This window comes from Chryseobacterium sp. FR048 (assembly GCF_056844665.1).
The window spans coordinates 1-19,997 of the sequence record NZ_JBXDSE010000017.1; the positions used below are offsets into that span (position 1 = coordinate 1).

Below are 19,997 nucleotides of genomic sequence, written 5' to 3' on the forward strand. Positions count from 1 at the left end.
TCCCTTTGCTTTATTCTACCATAAAAACTCAAAAATATGACCCCCGAAAAATAAATTCATTGAAAAATATGAGTTACAAAAAAATACGCCCATAAAAAAGGCTGTCCTTTTGAGACAACCTCTTTTTTTGTTACTATCTGTTCTTGATCAGAAGCCATCCGCTATAGATTCTTCCGTCCGAAATCTTTATCGTATACCAATAGTTTCCGGTAGATAAAGGCTGAGAATCATATTTCCCATCCCATTGGAAAGGCTTCTTTTTGGTGATCTCTTTATACACCATAGCACCCTGTCTATCGAATAATGCCACTTCAGATCCCGGATAGTTTTCCAGACCGGCCACTTTCCAGGTATCATTTATTCCGTCACCATTAGGGCTGATGGCATTAGGAATATTGAAAATAGAGAAATTCTTCTTCCCGATAAAACAGCCGGATTTTGTTCTTACATACACAGTATATTCTCCTATATTTAAATTGGTAAAGATGTTGGAATCCTGCCATGTGGAGTTATTCAGAGAATACTCATAATTTCCGGATTCAGAAAGAATAACGGTTGCTGTATTGTTGGTAATATTTACAGATACAATATGAGCTAATACCGAATAGCTGACCTGTGAAGAACTCGTACTCTCGCATCCAAAGTTGTTGGTTACTTTCACAGAATAAGTTCCGGGAACAGATACCGTAATGGTTTGTGTAGTGGCGCCAGTATTCCATAAGTAGGACTTGAAGCCTGCACCAGCATCCAGCGTAACAGATTTTCCTTCACAGAAATCCAGTTTTTCAGGAAGTTTTACAAAAGGTTTCGGATTGATGGTCAGGGTCAGTCTCACGATGGTAAAGCATCCGTCAGTGGTTGCTACTTTGACACTAATTACTGTGGTTCCCAAATTTACAATATACGCTGAAGGATTGGTAATGGCATTTCCTGCGGCATCAGTATAGGTAAAAATATAATTTCCCGGAGTATTGATGATACTGGCTTCATAAGAATGAAGATTGATGGCCATTGTATTGCCGGAAGTATCATTACACAGTATCTGTGAAACATTTTTTGCAGGAATAGTATTGGAAGAAAGCGTTACCGTTATAGCTAGTTTTTCAGATTCACAATTGTTGATCGTCTGAGTCACATAATAAGTTTGTCCGTTGACAAGAGGGGTTGTTGGGGGTAATACAGTACCTGCAGCATTATAGAAGATTAATGAACTTCCTGTTATGATCAGCTTTTCTAACAGAGGATTTGAAGAAGCACAGAAGTCCTGATTAACGTTTGCTGTTGGCTTAGGAGTATCGTTTACTGTAATCTGAATGGCTGTTTTATTACTTTCACAACCGTTGATCGTTTGGGAAGCATAATAAGTCTGTCCGCTTGCCAGTGGACTTGTTGGCGGTAAAACATTTCCTGCCGCATCATACCACTTTATATTCTGTCCGGTAATCTGGATGTCAGCGATCTTAGGATTGCTGGTAGCACAGAAAGTCTGCTGAGCATTTACAGCGGTTGGAAGAGCCGGTGATGTTATAATGACATTTTGGTTTTGAGTAGCAGTATTTCCGTTTCCATCATTGTAAGTCCAGTGGATAATATAGTTTCCGGGAATTGAATAGGATAACGGATCCGTTGTAGTTGCAGTAATTGTTCCTGCACAGTTATCTGCTGCAGTTGGGATATTCGTAATTGCTGTATGGCAGTCACCCGTAATGTCAGTCAGGCTGGTAATGTTCGGAACCGGAGCGATATTATCACCTACAACAACGTTTACAGTAAAGCTTCCGTCACAAGCTCCCGATCCGGAAACCTGGCAGGTATAGATGCCGGAATCAGCTGCTGTTGCATTAGCAATACTAGGATTTTGCTGACTGGAAGTGAAACCGTTGGGCCCTGTCCAGCTGTATGTTGTTCCTCCTGTAGCATTAAGCTGAAGAGTTGAATTGGTGCAAACTGGGGAGTTGGAAGATACTACTCCGGTAGAGGTACAGTCTTGAAATTTGGCGATGAAAATATCATTCCCGCCACTACGTGATTGCTGAAAAGTTCCTGGGGTTGCAATACCAGATGTATTTCCGCTTGACATTCCTGTTAAATAAATGGCACCGTCTTCATCTTTTGTTACCAGACCCAGTTGTGTCGCTCCATTTCCTGTGTAATAGGTTCCCCATTCTTTTACATCATTTTGATTGTACTTGATCAAGAATGTGGAAATATACATTGCGGGCATCCCCATATATGCTCCGGGGGTAGATATATCCGGCATCCCATTGTCATGAAGCCCTGTAAAAAAAATATTTCCTGAAGCATCGCAATACGCAGATAGTTGGAGTCCTGAATAAAAATTATAATAAGTTTTTGTAATAGCATTAGTTGCTAAATTCACTCTCCACACTCCCGGTTTTCTTATAATCCCGGAAGAACCTGGTAATATATATTCCCCTGAAAGTATCAGGGTATTATTAATAATTCTTGCATCCCAGACATTTTCCCACAACGATTCACCAAAATAACTTGACCGCAGCAGAGTTCCCGTTTTAGAAAATTTTAGATATAACCCATCAGATTGTCCTGCATTGGCAGCCTGAAAAGGATTGATCATGGGGATGTTATGCGATTGTGTTGCTCCAATCACCTCCAGGTCATTGGTAGAAGAAAATATTGTATTAATAGCTGTTGAGTGATCTGATGCTCCAAAAAATGAAGACCATACCGTATTTCCTGATAAAGCATCTAATGCTGTTATATATCCGTCAGTATATCCAGCAGGGCTAAGCTTTGTAAGGTATGGCGCATTTATAACAGGAAAATTAGAACTCATGGTATATCCACCAAAAAATACCTGCCCACTGTTGTAAGAGACTGTATACATTTCGTCTATCTGGCTACCTATAAAATCTTTCTGATAAACTAAGGCTCCATTTAAATTAAACTTAACCAGACAAACATCCATCTGGCTTGTAGGTCTGTTTATTTCCGCTCCTGCGTAGATGTTAAAATTTTCATCAAAATCTATGGCTTCAAACGAATCTCTTTGAGACAGCCCATAATAAGTACCCCAGAGTCTCTGCCCTGTTTTAGTTATTTTCATTAGAAAGGCATCAAAGTCGCCCATTACAATTTGCTGATAGGTTCCGCTGGTTGCAAAATTGTTGGAGCTGCTTGTTGACCCATGCAGATAACCGGTACTTTGAATATCTGTTTTGATTCTTCCATATTCTTCTCCATATCCTCCTGCGTAGCTTCCCCATATTCTTGTAGGAACAGGATCAATCACTATCGTTTTATCAGAAGTATTTAAAGGAGCGTTAAAGCCGAACGTCTGATTTCCAAGATCTTTAAAAGATACATCAATGTTTTTCTTTGTGGTTCCTGCGATCCAGCTGTTAGGAATATTTTCATAGATTTCGCCAAAACGTACATTCATGGTCAGTTTTCCGTCCTTGATCAGAGTGGGAGCACCATTGAACTTCATTTTAATATCTGAGATTTTTCCACCCGGATTGACGATGAAATTATATTCGATTGGCTTTAATGTATCATTAGGTTTAAAGAATACCAGGTCTATATGAGGGAATACGTTCTTGTAGCGTATTTTTTGGTAGCGGTGAACATTAGTGACTCCTTTGGGGTTCTCAGGCAGATTGTAATAGTTGTCATAATCAGGAGACTTTCCTTCTGAAGAAATAGAAACATTTTTATTTGAATTGATCAGTTCAATATCAACTCTGTGGATCAGTTTTTCATAAATATACTCATTTGTATCATATTCGATTGGTCTTGGAAGCGTATTTTCTGTTTTCTTTGAAAAGCTGGGATTGGGCGTTTTTTTTGTTTCGTAAATGTCATAAGAAAACCCATTAGAACGCAGTTGTACATTCAGCCCATTAGAATGAAAGAGATACTTTACCTCTTTATTTTCTTTTCCGTCCTGGTCAATAATCTGGCCTTTGTTTTCGTAAAAATAATATGAATTGTCTTTTGAATCTTTTTTTTGTGAAAATAGAAGGGTCCCACTCAAAATCAAGAACAGGAATAAGATTTTTTTCATCAGGTTATTAATTTTTGCGGCAAAGATATAAAAATAGCGTTCTTGTTAAACATTAAGTAATCACAAACTTGAATCCAAAAACATGATGCATGTCATAATACTTCTGTTTAATTTTTTTGTTTAACAATTTTGTCAAAAATATTTTTTGCTATACATTTGCACAAATTTGTTTAACAAAAATGTCAAATCAAGCAAAAAAAGACCAAACACAGGAATTGATCAAGGAGACAGCGAAAAATTTGTTCTTTGTGAAAGGAAAATTTGATGCTGCTACGCAGGAGATTGCAGATGAAGCTGGAGTGAACCGAACCCTTATTAATTATTATTTCCGTTCAAGAGACAAGCTCATCCAGATCATCTTTGATGAAGCGCAAAGAGTAGAACAGGAAAAATCGAAGATCATTCAGAATTCTGATCTGCCCTTCAAAGAGAAGATCGGTCAGTTCATAGAAAGCAGTCTTTCTACCAGTCTTCAGTATCCTTACCTGGAAACGTACATCGTTTCACAGATCAACAAAGGAACTTGCCACCAGAGAGAAATTGAGGAAGATATCCTGCACCAGATGTATCGAGATATTGAAAAAGAAATGGAGTTGGGAAATATTGAAAAAATGGCACCGGTACAGTTTATACTGAATATGGTTTCATTATTGGTATTCCCAAGCGCAATCAGACCCCTGTTCATGGAAAATCTGATGATCAGTGATCAGGATTATGATAAGATTATTTCAGAGCGAAAAGAGATTATTATCGGGATGTTATTTAAAAACTAAAAAAAATCTAAAGTATTTCTTACTATGATTCGTCACTTAGAAATGAAATAACGGCTGAAATTTAAATAAAAAAATAAACGAAGTATAAAATTATGAAAAGAAAACGTATAACTGCTAAAAAGCTAAAAATCGGGATAGCTGCAGCATTTATGATTTTCGGTTTTTCATCCGTGTCTGCCCAGCAGCAGGTTTCTCTGCAGGAAGCAATAAAACAGGCACTTCAGAATAAGGCAGAGGCTAAAAAAGCCGCCTTACAGGTAAAAAAAGCCGAATATAAGATTGATGAGGCCAGAGCCGGGGCCCTTCCGCAGATCACTGCTACAGCCGGACTTACATACAATCCAATTATTCAGGAATCTTTGCTGGAATTTGGAGGAGAGAAAATCAGAGCTCAGTTTGGACAGCCTTGGGGTTCAACAGCTTCTGTGCAACTTCAGCAGGCGATTTTTGATCAAAGAGTATTTACAGGACTTAAGGCTGCAAAATCAACAAGAGAGTTTTATGTACTGAATGCTGAATTAACCAATGAACAGATTATTGAAAATGTAGCAACAGCTTATTATCAGGTATTCGTACAGGAGGAAAATCTTAAAACGGTTACTGCCAGCTATGCCAACACTGAAAAAGTAAGGAATGTCATTAAGAGCTTGGTTGATAATGGTTTGGCAAAATCAATCGATTTAGACAGAACAAATGTTCAGCTTACCAATATTGGTTCTAATAAGCAGACTTTAATCAACTCTGTTGAACTTTCAAAAAATGCGCTTAAATTTTATATGGGAGTTCCTATCTCAACAGATATTGAACTTGAAGAAAAAGCGATTGAACCAAAGCCGGAGCTGATTGCGAGCAGCGTAAATCTTAATAATCGTACAGAGATTAAAGTTTTAAATAAAAACAGGGAACTTTTGGTTTTCAATAAAAAAGCAACCGAAGCTTATCTTTATCCATCAGTAAATCTTACTGCAAACTACGGATGGGGAGCCAACGGAGCAAAATTCCCTTTGACAAATGGTCTTAGTAACGGGGTGCTTTGGAGTGATTATTCAGCAATTGGCTTGAATGTAAATATTCCTATTTTCACAGGAGGTGCTACAAAAGCGAAGATCAATCAGGCAGAAATTGATATTCAGGATATAGATCAGGATATTCAGAAGACTCAGCTGAGCTTAGATCTTGATTATAAAAATGCAGTCACCAATATGGAAAATGCATTGATCAATATCGAAAGTATGAAAGATAATGTAGGATTGGCAGAAAGAGTGCAGAAAAATACCCAATCTAACTATCAGTATGGATTAGCAACACTTACGGAAGTTCTGGATTCTGAAAATGCTTTAACACAGGCAAAACAGAACTATTCTAATGCATTGCTGGATTACAAACAGGCAGAGATCAAGCTGATAAAAGCTAAGGGTGAACTAAACACACTACAAAACTTATAATAAACTAAAATGAAAAAAACTTTAATATATATCATCGTAGCAGCAGTACTGGTAGGTTTAGCGGCTTACAAGATTGCAGGAAATAAAGAAAAGCAGACTCAGGAAGTAAAAGAGGTTGCCAAGCAGGTAGATAAGATCAACGTAAATATAGTAACCGTTGCAAGAGAAAATATTGATACCGATTATTCTGCAAACGGAACTTTTCTTCCTAAGCAGGAGATGAATCAGGCTTCAGAAATTTCCGGACGTATTGTGAATGTTTTGGTAAAAGAAGGATCAAGAGTAGGAGCAGGGCAGGTGTTGGCAACCATCAAAAGAGATGCTATCGAAGTTGATGTGACTCAGGCTCAGAATAATCTACAGAATGCTATTATTGATAACCAACGTTACGAAAACGCATATAAAACAGGTGGAGTTACCAAGCAACAGCTTGATAATTCAAGACTACAGCTGAAAAACATGCAGGCAGCAGTAAAAGCACAGGGGGTAAAAGTAAACGATACAAGCATCCGTGCAGGAATCAGCGGTACTGTTAATAAAAAGATGGTTGAGCCAGGAACAGTAGTTTCTCCGGGAACAGCGATGTTTGAAATCGTTAATATCAACAGCTTAAAACTTTCTGTATTAGTAGACGAAAGCCAGATCGGTAAAATCCAGTTAGGTCAGGAAGTTCCGATTAAAGTTAATGTTTTACCGGAAGATTCTTTCGTAGGTAGAATTACCTTTATCGCTCCGAAAAGTGATGCTTCTTTGAATTTCCCTGTTGAGATCGAAGTTCAGAACAGAGGAAACCTGAAAGCAGGTATGTATGCCACTGCAACCTTTAAAACAAATCATGGCGCAGAAACGCAGAATATGCTGACGGTTCCTGCAGAAGCGTTTGTAAACGGAGTAAGCTCAGGACAGCTTTTCGTTGTTGAGAACGGAGCAGCTAAATTGATCAAAGTAACCATCGGAAAAGTTTACGGAGATAAAGTACAGGTATTGAGCGGACTGAATGGAGGTGAGCAAGTGGTAACCAGCGGACAGATCAACCTGGACAACGGATCTAAAGTGAACATTATAAAGTAGACGACTTATGAAGTTAGCAGAAATATCGATTAAAAGACCCTCGTTGGTAATTGTATTATTTACAATTCTGACGTTGGGAGGTATCCTGAGTTATACGCTCATGGGATACGAATTGATTCCGAAATTTGAAACCAATATGGTGACCATTTCTACGGTATACCCGGGAGCTTCACCGGCAGAGGTGGAGACCTCCGTCACCCGGAAGATTGAGGATGCCGTAGGTTCTTTGGAAAACGTAAAAAAAGTAGAATCTTCTTCATACGAAAGTTTATCCGTGATCATGGTTCAGCTGAACGATGGAGCAGATGTTGACTTTGCTTTGAATGATGCGCAGAGAAAAGTAAATGCTATTCTGGCAGACCTTCCGGATGATGTGAAAGCACCGTCCCTGAATAAATTCTCCTTAGATGACTTACCAATCATTACCATGAGTATTTCATCGGATAAACTGAACAGTAAAGACCTTTATGACTTATTGGATAAAAAGATTGAACCTATCTTTTCCCGTGTAAACGGAGTAGCACAGGTTGATCTTGTAGGTGGACAGGAAAGAGAAATTCAGGTAAATCTGGATGAAAAAAAATTACAGGGGTACGGACTTTCAATAGGTGATGTACAACAGGCAATTCTTTCGTCAAACCTTGATTTCCCTACAGGGAGCTTGAAAACAAGAACTACAAAATCTACCATTAGATTATCAGGAAAATACAAGTCGACTGAAGAAATGAACAACCTTGTGGTTTCCAATAAAAACGGAGCTCAGGTACGTTTGTCTGATATTGCAACAGTGTTCGACTCTCAGAAGGATGTTGAAAAAGTAGCAAGATTCAATCAGTTTCCTACCATTCTGATGCAGGTGAAAAAACAGTCTGATGCGAATGCGGTAGCGGTGTCTGAAAGTGTTCAGAAAACCATTAAAACGGTAGAAGAAGCTTATAAAGTTCAGGGTGTAAAAGTAAAAATCGTAAACGATACCACAGAATTTACCCTTGAATCTGCCAACCACGTTATCTTCGACTTATTCTTGGCGATTATTCTCGTGGCAATTGTAATGCTATTGTTCCTACACAGTATCAGAAACGCATTCATCGTAATGGTTTCTATCCCGGCTTCATTGGTAGCAGCATTCATCGGGATGAACCTGATGGGATATACGCTGAACTTAATGAGTTTACTGGGACTTTCTCTTGTGGTAGGGATTCTGGTGGATGACGCGATCGTAGTACTGGAAAACATTTACCGTCACATGGAGATGGGTAAAAGTAAGATCAGAGCAGCTTATGACGGAGCTTCAGAGATCGGGTTTACCGTTGCTGCGATTACCTTGGTAATTGTGGTGGTATTCTTACCGATTGCAATGAGTTCCGGTCTTGTAGCGAACATCCTGGCTCAGTTCTGCGTCACGGTAGTTATTGCCACCTTGTTATCATTGTTGGCTTCATTTACGATCATTCCTTGGTTATCATCAAGATTTGGTAAGCTGGAACACTTAACAGGTAAAAACTGGTTTGAGAAATTCATCCTTTGGTTTGAAGGTTTAATTGACCGATTTACACACTGGATCACAGGTATCCTTGAATGGTGTCTGAAAAGCACTTTAAGAAGAGTTTCTACAGTGATCATTACCTTTATTATCCTGATCAGTTCATTCTCTTTAGTGATTTTCGGTTTCATTGGAGGTGAATTCTTCCCGCCAATTGACCGTGGTCAGTTCTTAGTACAGATGGAGTTGTCAAAAGACGCTACTGTAGAGAAAACCAACCAATTGACATTAGAAGTAGAGAAGTTCTTAAGAAATGATAAAGATGTTGTAGACTTGATTACAACAGTAGGACAGCAGTCAACAGGTTTTGGTGGGGCTCAGGCAACAACTTACCAATCTGAGGTTCAGGTAAACTTGACGGACAAATCTGAACGTTCTGAAAGTACCAACATCAAAGCTGCAAAAATAAAAAGACAACTGGAAGAAAAGTTCACAGGAGTTGAATTTAAAACAGCTCCAATTGGTATCATGGGTGCGGAAAATGCTCCGATCGAAATGGTAGTAACAGCTCCGGATAATGCAACTGCAGTAAAAGAAGCAACAAGAATCCTTGAGCTATTGAAAAAAGTTCCTGGAGCAGTAGATGCAGAATTATCAACAGATTCAGGAAACCCTGAAGTTCAGGTGAATATCGACAGAGATAAAATGGCTTCTTTAGGCTTAAACCTTTCAAGTGTAGGACAAACAATGCAAACAGCATTCAACGGAAACACAGATGGGAAATTCAGAGCCGGAGAATATGAATATGACATTAATATCCGTTTTGGAGATGTCAACAGACAATCTATTGATGATGTTAAAAACCTGATCTTTACAAACCCTCAGGGCCAGCAGGTTCGTTTGAGCCAGTTTGCTGAGGTGAAGATGGGTTCAGGACCAAGTTTGCTTGAGCGTAGAGATAAATCTCCTTCTGTAAAAGTAAGAGCGAAAGCGGTAGGTAGACCAGTAGGGGACGTTGCCAACGAATGGGCAGCTAAGTTCATGAATGATAAAAAACCTATCGGTGTAGACTACATCTGGAGTGGTGATATGGAAAACCAGCAGGAAGGTTTCGGTACTTTAGGGATTGCATTATTAGCAGCTATCGTATTGGTATATCTTGTAATGGTATCATTATATGACAGTTTTGTGTATCCTTTCGTAGTATTGTTCTCTATTCCGTTGGCAATGATCGGGGTAATGGTTATCCTGGCCTTAACTGCCAACTCACTGAACATCTTTACGATGCTGGGGATGATCATGTTGATTGGTCTTGTTGCGAAGAATGCGATCATGATCGTTGACTTTACGAATGCTAGAAAAGAAGCAGGAGCAAACACTCACGACGCATTGATCCAGGCCAACCACGCCCGTCTTCGTCCGATCCTGATGACGACTATTGCGATGATCTTCGGTATGTTACCGATCGCATTGGCAACAGGAGCAGGAGCTGAGATGAACAAAGGTCTTGCATGGGTAGTAATCGGTGGTTTGACATCGTCTCTATTCCTTACCTTGATCATTGTACCGGTAGTATACTCTCTGTTTGACTCTCTTCTGAGAAGAATGGGTAAAGATACTAAAGTAGACTACGAAGCTGAAATGAAAGCAGATTACGTACACAGAGAACTGAATGAAGACGGATTTACGCCTAAGCATTTAGACAAATAAAATATCATATACCTTTAATTAATCGAAAGCGCCTCAGAATTTCTGAGGCGCTTTTTTATCATTATTTATTTTGTTCCTTTAAGACTGTCTATTTTATTTTTAGCTTCACTGAAAGCCGTTTCAATCGTTTCATATTTATCAATAAATAGTGTTACATCAGAACCATATTTTTCAAGTCTCACATACCAATGTACGGTACCTTTATCTATATAATATCCAACCTGAAATCCATCTACTGTAACAAACTTATTTTCCAGATAGTCCGGGTTTGCCAAAATATCATTATTAACTTCATTCTGAAGAGCTTTTAAAGCTTTTAAAACTTCAATTAAATCCGTGTATTCTATAGATGCTGTGGTATTGCTGTATTTTCCTTCTTTGGAAATTTGATAGAAATAAGCTGAGGCTGCTCCATTAGATATTTTTCTGATTCTTGTTTCAGCGGATCCAAATGAAGCCTTCAGATAGGGAAGCTTTGTGTCTATAAATTTTGTGATACTTCCGGTCTTGGATGCAAAGACATCCATTTTTGTTTTAATACTTTCATTTTCTTTTTTCGTTTCCTGTCCAGATACTAATGAGCATAAAACAAGACCTGACACCAAGAATATATTTTTTAACATAATCAATAAATTTCAGCTAAGCTATTATTTTATTGATTAAAAGCATTACGGAAACCCACAGTTAGAATGGAAATGAAAGATTAAAGTACCTAAAATTTCTGAGGCACTTTTATTTTTACCAAGTATACATTAATAAAGTTATTCGTGTATCCGTGGCAATTAAAAAGAAGCCGTTAATACTTCTTTACGACTTCCAATACTTCTTTGATGTCTCTGAAATCCGGAGTACTTTCATTGTTCTTTTTTAAATCAAAAATTCTGGTTTTGGTTGTTACCAATGAATTGGAGACCAATGTTTTTGAGACGTTTTTTGCGAGATCAGGCTGGTGCAATTTATCAAAGTAAATCGTAGTCGTACTGATGATACTTTTTTGCGGATTTTTATCATATTTTTTATTATGGATGGATTCCGATTTTAAAACCCGGACCATGTGATCATTTTTATCTTTTGTGATCTGAATACTGTAGCCTGTCGAACCAATATTCTTGTTCTTTTTACCGGTAATGAATCCCGAGCCTTCAATGAGCTTGGTGGAATACTCACCTGAATATCCGTTAATGCTGTCTAAATGGCTATAGCCCTTAAGTTTGATGTGATTTTGTAGTTCATGATCTGTCTGGCCAAATAATGGTACTGAGACAAAGACTAAAAGAGAAAAGAGTTTCATGGTTGGTTTTTTTATTAAGTAGATATTTGTGTTGAGCGGCGAGTCGAAAATACAAAAACTCCGGCTTGCTTTAGCAATAAAAAAAGCTTCCAGAATCAACTGAAAGCTCTTAATATATTGTAGTATAGAAAAAATTAGTCTGCCATAGCCTCTCCGGACTTTCTGTAGACAAAGTTTCCATAGATATGTCTTCTTGCGAAACGGCTTGGAGAATCTGCATTGATCATTTTGATATAAGTATTTCTTGAAACGCCCATATACTCATACATATTTCCGTTCAAATGCTGAACCGTTAGAATTGATTTTTCAAGATAGAAATCCTGAATATTAGACTTTGTAATGGTCTCTGTATATTCTTCTTTGTATTTTTCCTGAGTTTCAGGATTAATGCTTACCAAAAAATGATAGGCTTCAATCACAGACTTGCTTTTTTCTTCAGCTTCCAGCTTTCCGGCTTCATCATTAATGAATTTATCAGGATGTGTATCTTTCATCACATTTCTGTAAATGGTCTTTAATTCTCTTAAAGTCACGTTTTTATCTACTCCAAGAAGTGTTCTATGCTCACCAATTTTTTTCATATCTCTAATCCTTATTTTCGGGGTGCAAAATTAAGAAATTAAATCCGAAAAATCATAACTTATTCATTATTAATTTATTTGATTTTTGTGAATTGAAGAAAAACATTTCATAGCTGTCTTATTTATAAGTCGGAAAAATATTAAAAAACGGTTACGGGGTGTCATTTTTCACCCCGTAATTTTGATTAAAACCTATCCGTTTGTTTCTTTGAATAGGTTTTGATGATAGAATGGTTGGCCTTCAATGACCTGTTTTTTACATGATCCGGCTTATTCAGCTTACAGCAGATATGGGAATTGTTTTCCAAAGAGAAAGAGGTTGTAACCGATTCCTTTGGTGTGGGGATCATTATATTGATAAATGCAGTCAGAAAAAAATAAATAAGATCCATAGAATGGTATTACTTCAGCGAAAATAAATCTATTTATCACCTCAGCAAAAAAACAAACCATCGTTAACTTATCATTAACCATCTTTCTTCTTAAAATTAAAGAAAAATAAAAAACAGTACCCGGGTTGAGTACTGTCATTATCGTTTTTTATTCTTTTGCAGGAATTATGGCATATCACAATTCTTTTTCAGTTTCATAAAGATTCGGTCAAAATCTTTATAAGCCGCTCCTTCATCCTCCAGTTTTTGTCTGAAGCTGCTGTTGGCGCAGTTATGGAAACTTAGGCCGATCATATCGATCAAGGCGTAGTCTTCCTTTTGAGGATCATTCATTTTGGCGTTGAAGCGGTTCATTACCCCCTGAGGGTCAGAATTGTTTTTACTTTTAAGCTCTGTATAGGCCTTCCAGGAAGCAAACATCTTTTCCCGGTCAGGAGAAGATATTGCATCAATAGATTCTCGGCAGGTTTCATAAAACTTACTGTTTTTAAGAGTAGAAGGATCGGAGAAGGCAAGGATTTCCTCTTTGTTGAGCTCATACTCATTTTCAAAAGTCTGGATCGCATTTTCATGCAGTTTTTTCCAGATCGGAAGATCAATCACTTTAAGGCTGTAAAGTTCCTCTTTTTTTTCCTGGTATTGCTTTTCCAGATTTTCAAGGTGAGCTTCTTTATTTTTACGGACATCTTCAAGGCTGGAAAGTTTAAAAATAGGATTAGTGTCAAAATGAACCCCGTTGAATTTATATAAAAGCTTATTAACCCCGTCTATTTCCTCTTTTTCATATTTGGTTGCATCAAAATATCCTTTGTTGTCACAATTGAATGTCTGATAGCTGTACGGTGTCAGATTGTTGTTTTTTGTAGGAGCTTTTTGTCCCGAAATACCAATAGATAAAGCCAGGGAGAGCCCGACCATCATTTTTTCCATGCGCATAGTTGTAGAAAGAATCCGGATTTTCTAAAATTTCAGTGCAAAATTAAGACTTTAAATTTAGAAATTAAAGAATTAGACCAATTTTATGCATTTATTTTTCATATTTAATGAGAATTTTTATTTTTTGCTTTAAACAGGCGGTTTTAGATCAGTTTAAGGTTCCTCACAATCTCTTTTCAGTTTCGTAAACACCTTGTCAAAAGTTTTGGATAGAGTTCCTTCTTCGTCAACTTTAGGCCTGAAACTATGATTGGCACAATTACTAAAAGCGTTCATGAGGTCAATAAGGGCATAATCGTCTTTTCGCGGATCGTTCCATTTGATATTTAAATTTTCCTTTGCTTTAGAATTAACCCCTTCATCCATTTTGAGTTCAAATAAACTTTTCCATACCGAATACATTTTCTGCTTATCCCTAGTCGTTATGGCATCAATATATTCTTTACATTTGTTTTTGAACCTGCTGTTTTGAAGCGATTGGGGATCAGTATACGCCATAAGTAGTTCTTTGTTAAGCTGATATTCGTTTTCCAAAAGCTGAATAGCCTCTTCATGCTTGTTTTTCCATATAGGCTGATCGATAAGTTGAAGCCCATGAAGTTCTTTTTTTCTTGCCAGATATTCTTTTTCGGCTTGTTGTAAAAGCTTGGCGCTGTTGCTGTGAACCTCATCAAATACTGTAGGATTAAAAACAATAAGAGAAGTAAATGGAGACCAGTCTAAAGGATACAGGAGCCTGTAAGTGCCATCTATCTCTTCTTTTTTATATTTTGAAGGATCAAAATACCCTTTATTATCACATCCAAAAGTTTGAAAACTGTAAAGAACCAGTTTATTATTTTTTGCAGAAGCTTTTTGAGCGATGGCCAACACAGACAGAGCCAAAGAGAGTATTGTACATAATTTTTTCATGTTGTTGATCGTTGAAAAATTTGTAGTTTGAATTTGGGGCTAAATTTAAAACTTAAAGCATTAATTTCTGCCATCAATCAGAATTATTTACTCACTGGTTTCCGGGATTTATAAGGGGTGTCACTTGTTTTTTCTTTTGTTTTTTATACTTTGCATGCCACACCATACAAATCCTGCTGTAAGAGATAGGAAATGTAACGATTGAATTATAGAACAAAATAGTATAATGTACAACAATTTAGAACAACTGTTTTACCGGGGCGACCTGGAGCAATGTATTATAGAAGGAGAATTGCACTTATTATCCCATCCGGAAGATGAAGAAGTTTTATTTTTGATGGCAGTGGCTTATCATGACATCGTTTATGATGATGGTCATGAAGCTGTTTATGAAGCCATCAGAGACCATGTCATTCCTTATCTGCGCAGAATCCTGCAGCTGAACCCCAACCATCAGAAAGCACTTTATAACATTCTGGATTATCCTTTAGGAAATGAATATGCGCTGATGCAGATAGCCAGGAGTAAAAAACATATCACCCAGGAAAATAAAGCGGAGTTTATAGACTATGCGGAACGTATGCTGGAGGATCCGGATTATGCAGGATATGGCTATGATTTCCTGGTTAAAATCTATGAATCCCTTAAGGAGAATAAAGCTTTGTTGAACAGCCTGGAAGCCGGAATGTATTACTTCCGAAAAGAAAACGCAGACAACCGTGAGCTGAGAGATAAAAATACATCATTGTTCTGGATAAAGAAAATTTATCTTCTGGATCGTGAAAAAATGGTTTCAGGAGAGGAACTTACAGCTATTATTGAGAAAGAACATGCTATGTTTGTAAGCAGAAATGAATATGATTTTATCAATCTTGCTGATATTGCCTACGAAAACAATGCACCGGATCTTTCACTGAAGATGATGCTAAAAGCGATAAAAGGTGAGAATTCAGCACTGCATATCCATGAAAAACTGGTAGAATGGCATCAGCGTTTTGCAGAACTGATCAAAAACGGATACAATCATCCCGATGTATTCTATTATCAGCTGATCATTGAACGAAACTATCCTGAATTACTGAATATTGCTGAGGATTTCTACTATCATCATGCCCTTGAAGTCATCAATTCCCATCCGGAACTGTTTTCCGGGTATCATTTTGCAGGTACATACCTTTATGAGGCTGAACGTTATGCAGAAGCCGTTCCTTTGCTGGAAAAAGCAGTACAGTTATCATCCAATGCTACAGCATGGAGAAGGAAAGCAGACTCGGAATATCTTTTGAATGGGACGGTTTTATCCGAAATCCCTGTATTTTCTGATTATCCAGCAGATATTTACAACGAAGGGGTTTATCTGAACGAGTGTATAGACGCATTGGAGGACGAAAACGATAAACTGAAATGGACAGAAGTGGGTCGTGTAGTATATGAACAGGCACATGAAGCATTCCGGAAGTATTTTGAAGAAGACCGGTTTGAAAGTGACTATCACAACGATCTGCATACCAGAGCAATGTGCTGTAATAATTTAGCGATTAAATATTTGGTATTGGGAGATTGTCAGGCAGCTGTTACAACCGCTTTGGAAGGGCTTACTTATTCAGAATTTATGGAGCTTCATCTTGTATTGATTGATGCTTTGCTGGCTGAAGGAAACCATGAAGAGGCAGAAAAAGCACTGAATACCTATTTCAATCTTTATGGAGAATCAGAGGACTATTTTTATAAAAATCTTTACTACAGAGCACGCCAGATTCAGCTTTATGAAGTATTGGGAGCTAACGATGTTTATAAAGAAGCAGAAGAAGCTCTTACCTACGCATATCAGCATACTATAGAAAATCCTGAAATTGATGATTACGAATACAAAGATCTGGCAGCCTGTAAAAATATATTGGAAGGAATCTTATATCAACATCTGGACAGCCAGGATCTACATACCAGAAAATCATATTATGAACAAGCAGCAGAGCGTTTTCCGGAGGAAGCCAACCCTCAGTTTGCCCTGATGCAGATTTATAATGAAGAAGAAAATTATGGACAAGTAGCCGTGGCAGCGAAAAGATACCTTCAAAATAAAAAAGAGTTTCTGTTAGATGCTTTCGACAAGGTTAAAACCATTTATATGATCGTTAAAAGTGATTTTCTTCAGGGGAATTACCAGGAAGCAGCATCAATGTTCAGTCAATATGATGCTGAATGTGAAGCAGGAATGGATCCGGAGGAATATGTACTTTGGTTAAGTTATGGAGTTCGTATCTATGAAAAACTGAACAATAAAGATCAGACTTTAACGCTTGCGGAAAAATTCAATACCATCTATAATGCTGAAGAATGGGGATATGACGATCTTGTGGAAAGTGTTGAACTGGCTAAAGCTGTCGTATTGTATCAGGCCGGAAATTTAAAAGAAGCCCATGCCATATTGGATCAGGTGCGTTCAGTTGAAGATTATGATCCTGTTGCTGACGAGTATAAAGCTTCATGGAAGAAGCCGGGGCTGTTCTCCAAATTCGGATTTTAATAAGTAAAGACTAAGAAAATATGGCACACCGTATTTACGTATATAATGTTGATTCAAAAACCCAGGAACAATATCCACATTATCTTGGCGAATGGAATTATGAGATTCCGGAATTGTTTCTCCCTTTATTTTCCTGCGATCCAAGGTCAAAAGGAAAGTTGCTGTACTTTGATAAAGTGAATGGAGTACAAAGGCTGAAATCATTCTATCAGTTGCTGGGCGAGCATTATCAGCTGCTTTACAAAAAGGCATACTATGAACCCGTCAACAAAATGTTTGAGATGCTGGATGCTCTTCCTTATGATACCTTCGTTATGGATGCATGGGATGTCTTCAATATGAATGAAGAAAAGCATAGCGATCAGGCGAAAGACTGGGTATTGGAAATCAAAGAAAAAAGCAAACTCTATGATAAAGCCATGGCTAAGCAGAATCTTGGGTGGCTGGAAAAAGAGCTCTTTGCCAGAAGAGGATATGATACCTTTTTAGCACTGCTGGAAACAGACTGGATCAATTATGGACTGGGGTATTGGAATGACGAGTTGTATAAGAATCCTTCTGAACCTTTTGAAGATAACGGACACTGGGGACTGAAGAATAAAAAAGGGAATATTGTTACTGCAGCTGTTTATGAAGAAATATTTGCTTTTAATGACGAAGGAATTGCGGTAGCACAGAAGAATGGTAAATTCGGATACCTGAGAAATGACGGCAAAGTGCTGATCGATTGCATTTATGAAGATGCTTTTGATGCCCTTTTCATAGAAAACAAGGAATATGGAATTGTACAAAAGGATAACAAAACAGGCTTAATCGATATAGTAACCGGACAAATGGTCATCCCTTGTGAATATGAGGAATTGGAGCTATTATGGTACAATGGACTTTTCAATGCTAAAAAAGAAAATAAGTATCGCGTATTGAATATATCCGGTAAGCAGATCATTGCCGATGAATCGGAAGCACCTTTTGATCATGATTATCCTGATTTGCTTTATCGTAAGCAGGCAGGGACGTCTAAGCGGGCTTATTACACGTTGGAAGGTATTTTTATGGGAGAATATCCTGAAGATGTTTTATCTCGTATTTCAGACGGATATTATCTGGCCAAGCCCAATAAATTCCAGACAAAGTCCTGCATTATACAACCAGACGGCAATCTTCTTGATACCGGGATCGATAAAATGGTCAATCTGGACGACTGGTCCTCTTTTGCCTATAAAAAAGATCAGCGGTGGTTTATATTTAATACAAAACATAAGGGTTACAGATTGAGCGATCATGTGATTGAGAATGTAACGGTCAGTAATTTCAACTATCTGATAAAAGATGTAATGATTATTTCCGATCATACAGGTATCGGTTTGTATGATGTGGCTGCTGATCAGTGGCTGCTGCCTTTGTCTAAAGATCACCGTAAAATTGAAATCTGCAGCCAGGAGGCTTTTCGTATTACCACCCACGATGGCATGTATTATTATGATCAGAAGACAGGAACTTCCGGTACGGGATATGATTATATCTGCGAAGGACTGGACTATCACGAAGAGCTGCTCTGCCTTTTCAAAAAAGAGGAAATGTTTATCCTTGATACCAACAGAGTATTACACAGGGTTCCTGATTCCCGAATGGGAGCTTTGTATGAAAAGAAATATAACCTCCGGGGCAAAGATCAGACCTATTTCATTAATTTTTATAATCGGTGGAAAGAAAGGGTAGGTTCCGGGTATGAAGTGCATTTCGATAATGATACATTACGGTCCATGGCCGCCGAATATCATAAAGAAGGAAAGATTAAAGACGCTGTAAGGCTTTATAAGATAGGATCAGATCGCGGAGATGCAGATATGATGATGGAATTGGGGTATATCTATACCGATACTGAGGTTCCTGAGTTTTACGATCTTGAGAAAGGCCTTGCTCTGTATGAAAGATCAGCGCAGAAAGATCAGCCCTACGCCTGGAATAATCTGGGCTATCATTATCAGGAGGGGATAGGATACCCTCAGGACATCAAAAAAGCATTAAAATGTTACCGGAAAGCGGCGGAGCTCGGAAATGGATTGGCCATGCAGAACCTTGGAAACCTTTATTTCTATGGCGATTATCTGCTGAAAGATCATGATATTGCTTTGGAGTATTATAAAAAAGCAGAAAAAAAACTGTATCCCAACTCCCAGAATATGTCCGAGATCTATTATCGGAAAAATGACTATGCCAATCTCCTGCGGTATTTGAAAAGAGATCATGAAGACTCTTATTCTCATATTTATTATGGAATTCTCTATGATGAAGGATTAGGCGTGAAGCAGAGTGCTAAAAAGGCCATTCAGCATTACGAAAAGGCTCTGAATTATTTCACGTATTCCTATGCCTTGGAAAGACTTTTGTATTATTACAAAGAAGATCCTATTTTTGCAGATCCCATGAAATATGAGCACTGGAAAATATTCGGTGAAGAGAATGACATGGACATTTAAACTTTTTAACCATTTAGAACGACGAACTTCTTTCGCTTTCCAATTTTAAAACAATAACTTTAATCAACATAGAATCATATGCATTTTGACTGGATTTATCTTTTCCTTTTTGTAGCCTTCGTTTTTATAATAGGTGTTTTTGCAGGGATCGCTTATGTAATCATGCGTTTTTGTAACCGATGGACCCGAAACCACAAATACGAAGTCCTTTTTAATACCATTATATTCATCCTATCATTTTTTCTGGTATCATTTATCAGTTGCTATATTGTCTTTTCAAATGCCTCTTTTCAAAGATAAAAGCATTTTTATTTGATCTCCGGAGAGACCGGGATTTCGACTTTTGAGAAC

Annotated in this window: 13 protein-coding genes; 6 read left to right on the forward strand and 7 right to left on the reverse strand. The window is 37.8% G+C overall.

What is annotated here, in order from left to right; all coding sequences use genetic code 11:
• Positions 1-133: 133 nt before the first annotated feature.
• Positions 134-4,045: a DUF7948 domain-containing protein gene (locus AC106K_RS27390; protein ID WP_482448780.1), complete on the reverse strand. Its 3,912-nt coding sequence runs from the start codon at positions 4,043-4,045 to the stop codon at positions 134-136.
• Positions 4,046-4,224: 179 nt separating this feature from the next.
• Here AC106K_RS27390 and AC106K_RS27395 point away from each other — a divergent pair, with 179 nt between their 5' ends.
• From AC106K_RS27395 to AC106K_RS27410, 4 genes are all read left to right on the forward strand, one after another.
• Positions 4,225-4,818, forward strand: coding sequence for a TetR/AcrR family transcriptional regulator (locus AC106K_RS27395; RefSeq protein ID WP_482448782.1), 594 nt, complete (start codon positions 4,225-4,227; stop codon positions 4,816-4,818).
• Positions 4,819-4,910: 92 nt separating this feature from the next.
• Entirely contained in the window at positions 4,911-6,263 is a 1,353-nt protein-coding gene (locus AC106K_RS27400; protein ID WP_482448783.1) for a TolC family protein, read from the forward strand.
• 9 nt (positions 6,264-6,272) lie between these two features.
• Positions 6,273-7,334 (forward strand): efflux RND transporter periplasmic adaptor subunit, encoded by a 1,062-nt coding sequence (locus AC106K_RS27405; protein ID WP_482448784.1) that lies wholly within the window; start codon positions 6,273-6,275, stop codon positions 7,332-7,334.
• A gap of 7 nt (positions 7,335-7,341) precedes the next feature.
• Complete coding sequence (locus AC106K_RS27410; RefSeq protein ID WP_482448785.1) at positions 7,342-10,527, forward strand: efflux RND transporter permease subunit; 3,186 nt, start codon at positions 7,342-7,344, stop codon at positions 10,525-10,527.
• A 65-nt stretch (positions 10,528-10,592) separates the two neighbouring features.
• Here the strand turns inward: AC106K_RS27410 and AC106K_RS27415 are convergent, their stop codons facing one another.
• From AC106K_RS27415 to AC106K_RS27440, 6 genes are all read right to left on the reverse strand, one after another.
• On the reverse strand, positions 10,593-11,150 hold the full coding sequence (locus AC106K_RS27415) for a hypothetical protein (RefSeq protein WP_482448786.1): 558 nt from the start codon (positions 11,148-11,150) through the stop codon (positions 10,593-10,595).
• 173 nt (positions 11,151-11,323) lie between these two features.
• The gene (locus AC106K_RS27420; protein WP_482448787.1) at positions 11,324-11,818 is read right to left on the reverse strand and encodes a hypothetical protein; all 495 of its coding nucleotides are present in this window, start codon (positions 11,816-11,818) and stop codon (positions 11,324-11,326) included.
• A gap of 134 nt (positions 11,819-11,952) precedes the next feature.
• Positions 11,953-12,399 carry a KTSC domain-containing protein gene (locus AC106K_RS27425; RefSeq protein ID WP_482448788.1) on the reverse strand — a complete coding sequence of 149 codons (447 nt, stop codon included), beginning with the start codon at positions 12,397-12,399 and terminating at the stop codon, positions 11,953-11,955.
• A gap of 185 nt (positions 12,400-12,584) precedes the next feature.
• Entirely contained in the window at positions 12,585-12,791 is a 207-nt protein-coding gene (locus AC106K_RS27430) for a hypothetical protein (protein WP_482448789.1), read from the reverse strand.
• Between the two features lie 165 nt (positions 12,792-12,956).
• The gene (locus tag AC106K_RS27435; protein WP_482448790.1) at positions 12,957-13,721 is read right to left on the reverse strand and encodes a hypothetical protein; all 765 of its coding nucleotides are present in this window, start codon (positions 13,719-13,721) and stop codon (positions 12,957-12,959) included.
• A 159-nt stretch (positions 13,722-13,880) separates the two neighbouring features.
• Entirely contained in the window at positions 13,881-14,639 is a 759-nt protein-coding gene (locus AC106K_RS27440; RefSeq protein ID WP_482448791.1) for a hypothetical protein, read from the reverse strand.
• A gap of 226 nt (positions 14,640-14,865) precedes the next feature.
• Here AC106K_RS27440 and AC106K_RS27445 point away from each other — a divergent pair, with 226 nt between their 5' ends.
• Entirely contained in the window at positions 14,866-17,166 is a 2,301-nt protein-coding gene (locus tag AC106K_RS27445; RefSeq protein WP_482448792.1) for a tetratricopeptide repeat protein, read from the forward strand.
• 20 nt (positions 17,167-17,186) lie between these two features.
• Positions 17,187-19,646, forward strand: coding sequence for an SEL1-like repeat protein (locus AC106K_RS27450; RefSeq protein WP_482448793.1), 2,460 nt, complete (start codon positions 17,187-17,189; stop codon positions 19,644-19,646).
• The last annotated feature ends 351 nt before the right edge of the window (positions 19,647-19,997 follow it).

Excerpts from the sequence above, each read along its gene's own strand:
- AC106K_RS27390 (WP_482448780.1), bottom strand. The coding sequence starts at position 4,045 with ATGAAAAAAATCTTATTCCTGTTCTTGATTTTGAGTGGGACCCTTCTA.
- AC106K_RS27395 (WP_482448782.1), top strand. The coding sequence starts at position 4,225 with ATGTCAAATCAAGCAAAAAAAGACCAAACACAGGAATTGATCAAGGAG.
- AC106K_RS27400 (WP_482448783.1), top strand. The coding sequence starts at position 4,911 with ATGAAAAGAAAACGTATAACTGCTAAAAAGCTAAAAATCGGGATAGCT.
- AC106K_RS27405 (WP_482448784.1), top strand. The coding sequence starts at position 6,273 with ATGAAAAAAACTTTAATATATATCATCGTAGCAGCAGTACTGGTAGGT.
- AC106K_RS27410 (WP_482448785.1), top strand. The coding sequence starts at position 7,342 with ATGAAGTTAGCAGAAATATCGATTAAAAGACCCTCGTTGGTAATTGTA.
- AC106K_RS27415 (WP_482448786.1), bottom strand. The coding sequence starts at position 11,150 with ATGTTAAAAAATATATTCTTGGTGTCAGGTCTTGTTTTATGCTCATTA.
- AC106K_RS27420 (WP_482448787.1), bottom strand. The coding sequence starts at position 11,818 with ATGAAACTCTTTTCTCTTTTAGTCTTTGTCTCAGTACCATTATTTGGC.
- AC106K_RS27425 (WP_482448788.1), bottom strand. The coding sequence starts at position 12,399 with ATGAAAAAAATTGGTGAGCATAGAACACTTCTTGGAGTAGATAAAAAC.
- AC106K_RS27430 (WP_482448789.1), bottom strand. The coding sequence starts at position 12,791 with ATGGATCTTATTTATTTTTTTCTGACTGCATTTATCAATATAATGATC.
- AC106K_RS27435 (WP_482448790.1), bottom strand. The coding sequence starts at position 13,721 with ATGGAAAAAATGATGGTCGGGCTCTCCCTGGCTTTATCTATTGGTATT.
- AC106K_RS27440 (WP_482448791.1), bottom strand. The coding sequence starts at position 14,639 with ATGAAAAAATTATGTACAATACTCTCTTTGGCTCTGTCTGTGTTGGCC.
- AC106K_RS27445 (WP_482448792.1), top strand. The coding sequence starts at position 14,866 with ATGTACAACAATTTAGAACAACTGTTTTACCGGGGCGACCTGGAGCAA.
- AC106K_RS27450 (WP_482448793.1), top strand. The coding sequence starts at position 17,187 with ATGGCACACCGTATTTACGTATATAATGTTGATTCAAAAACCCAGGAA.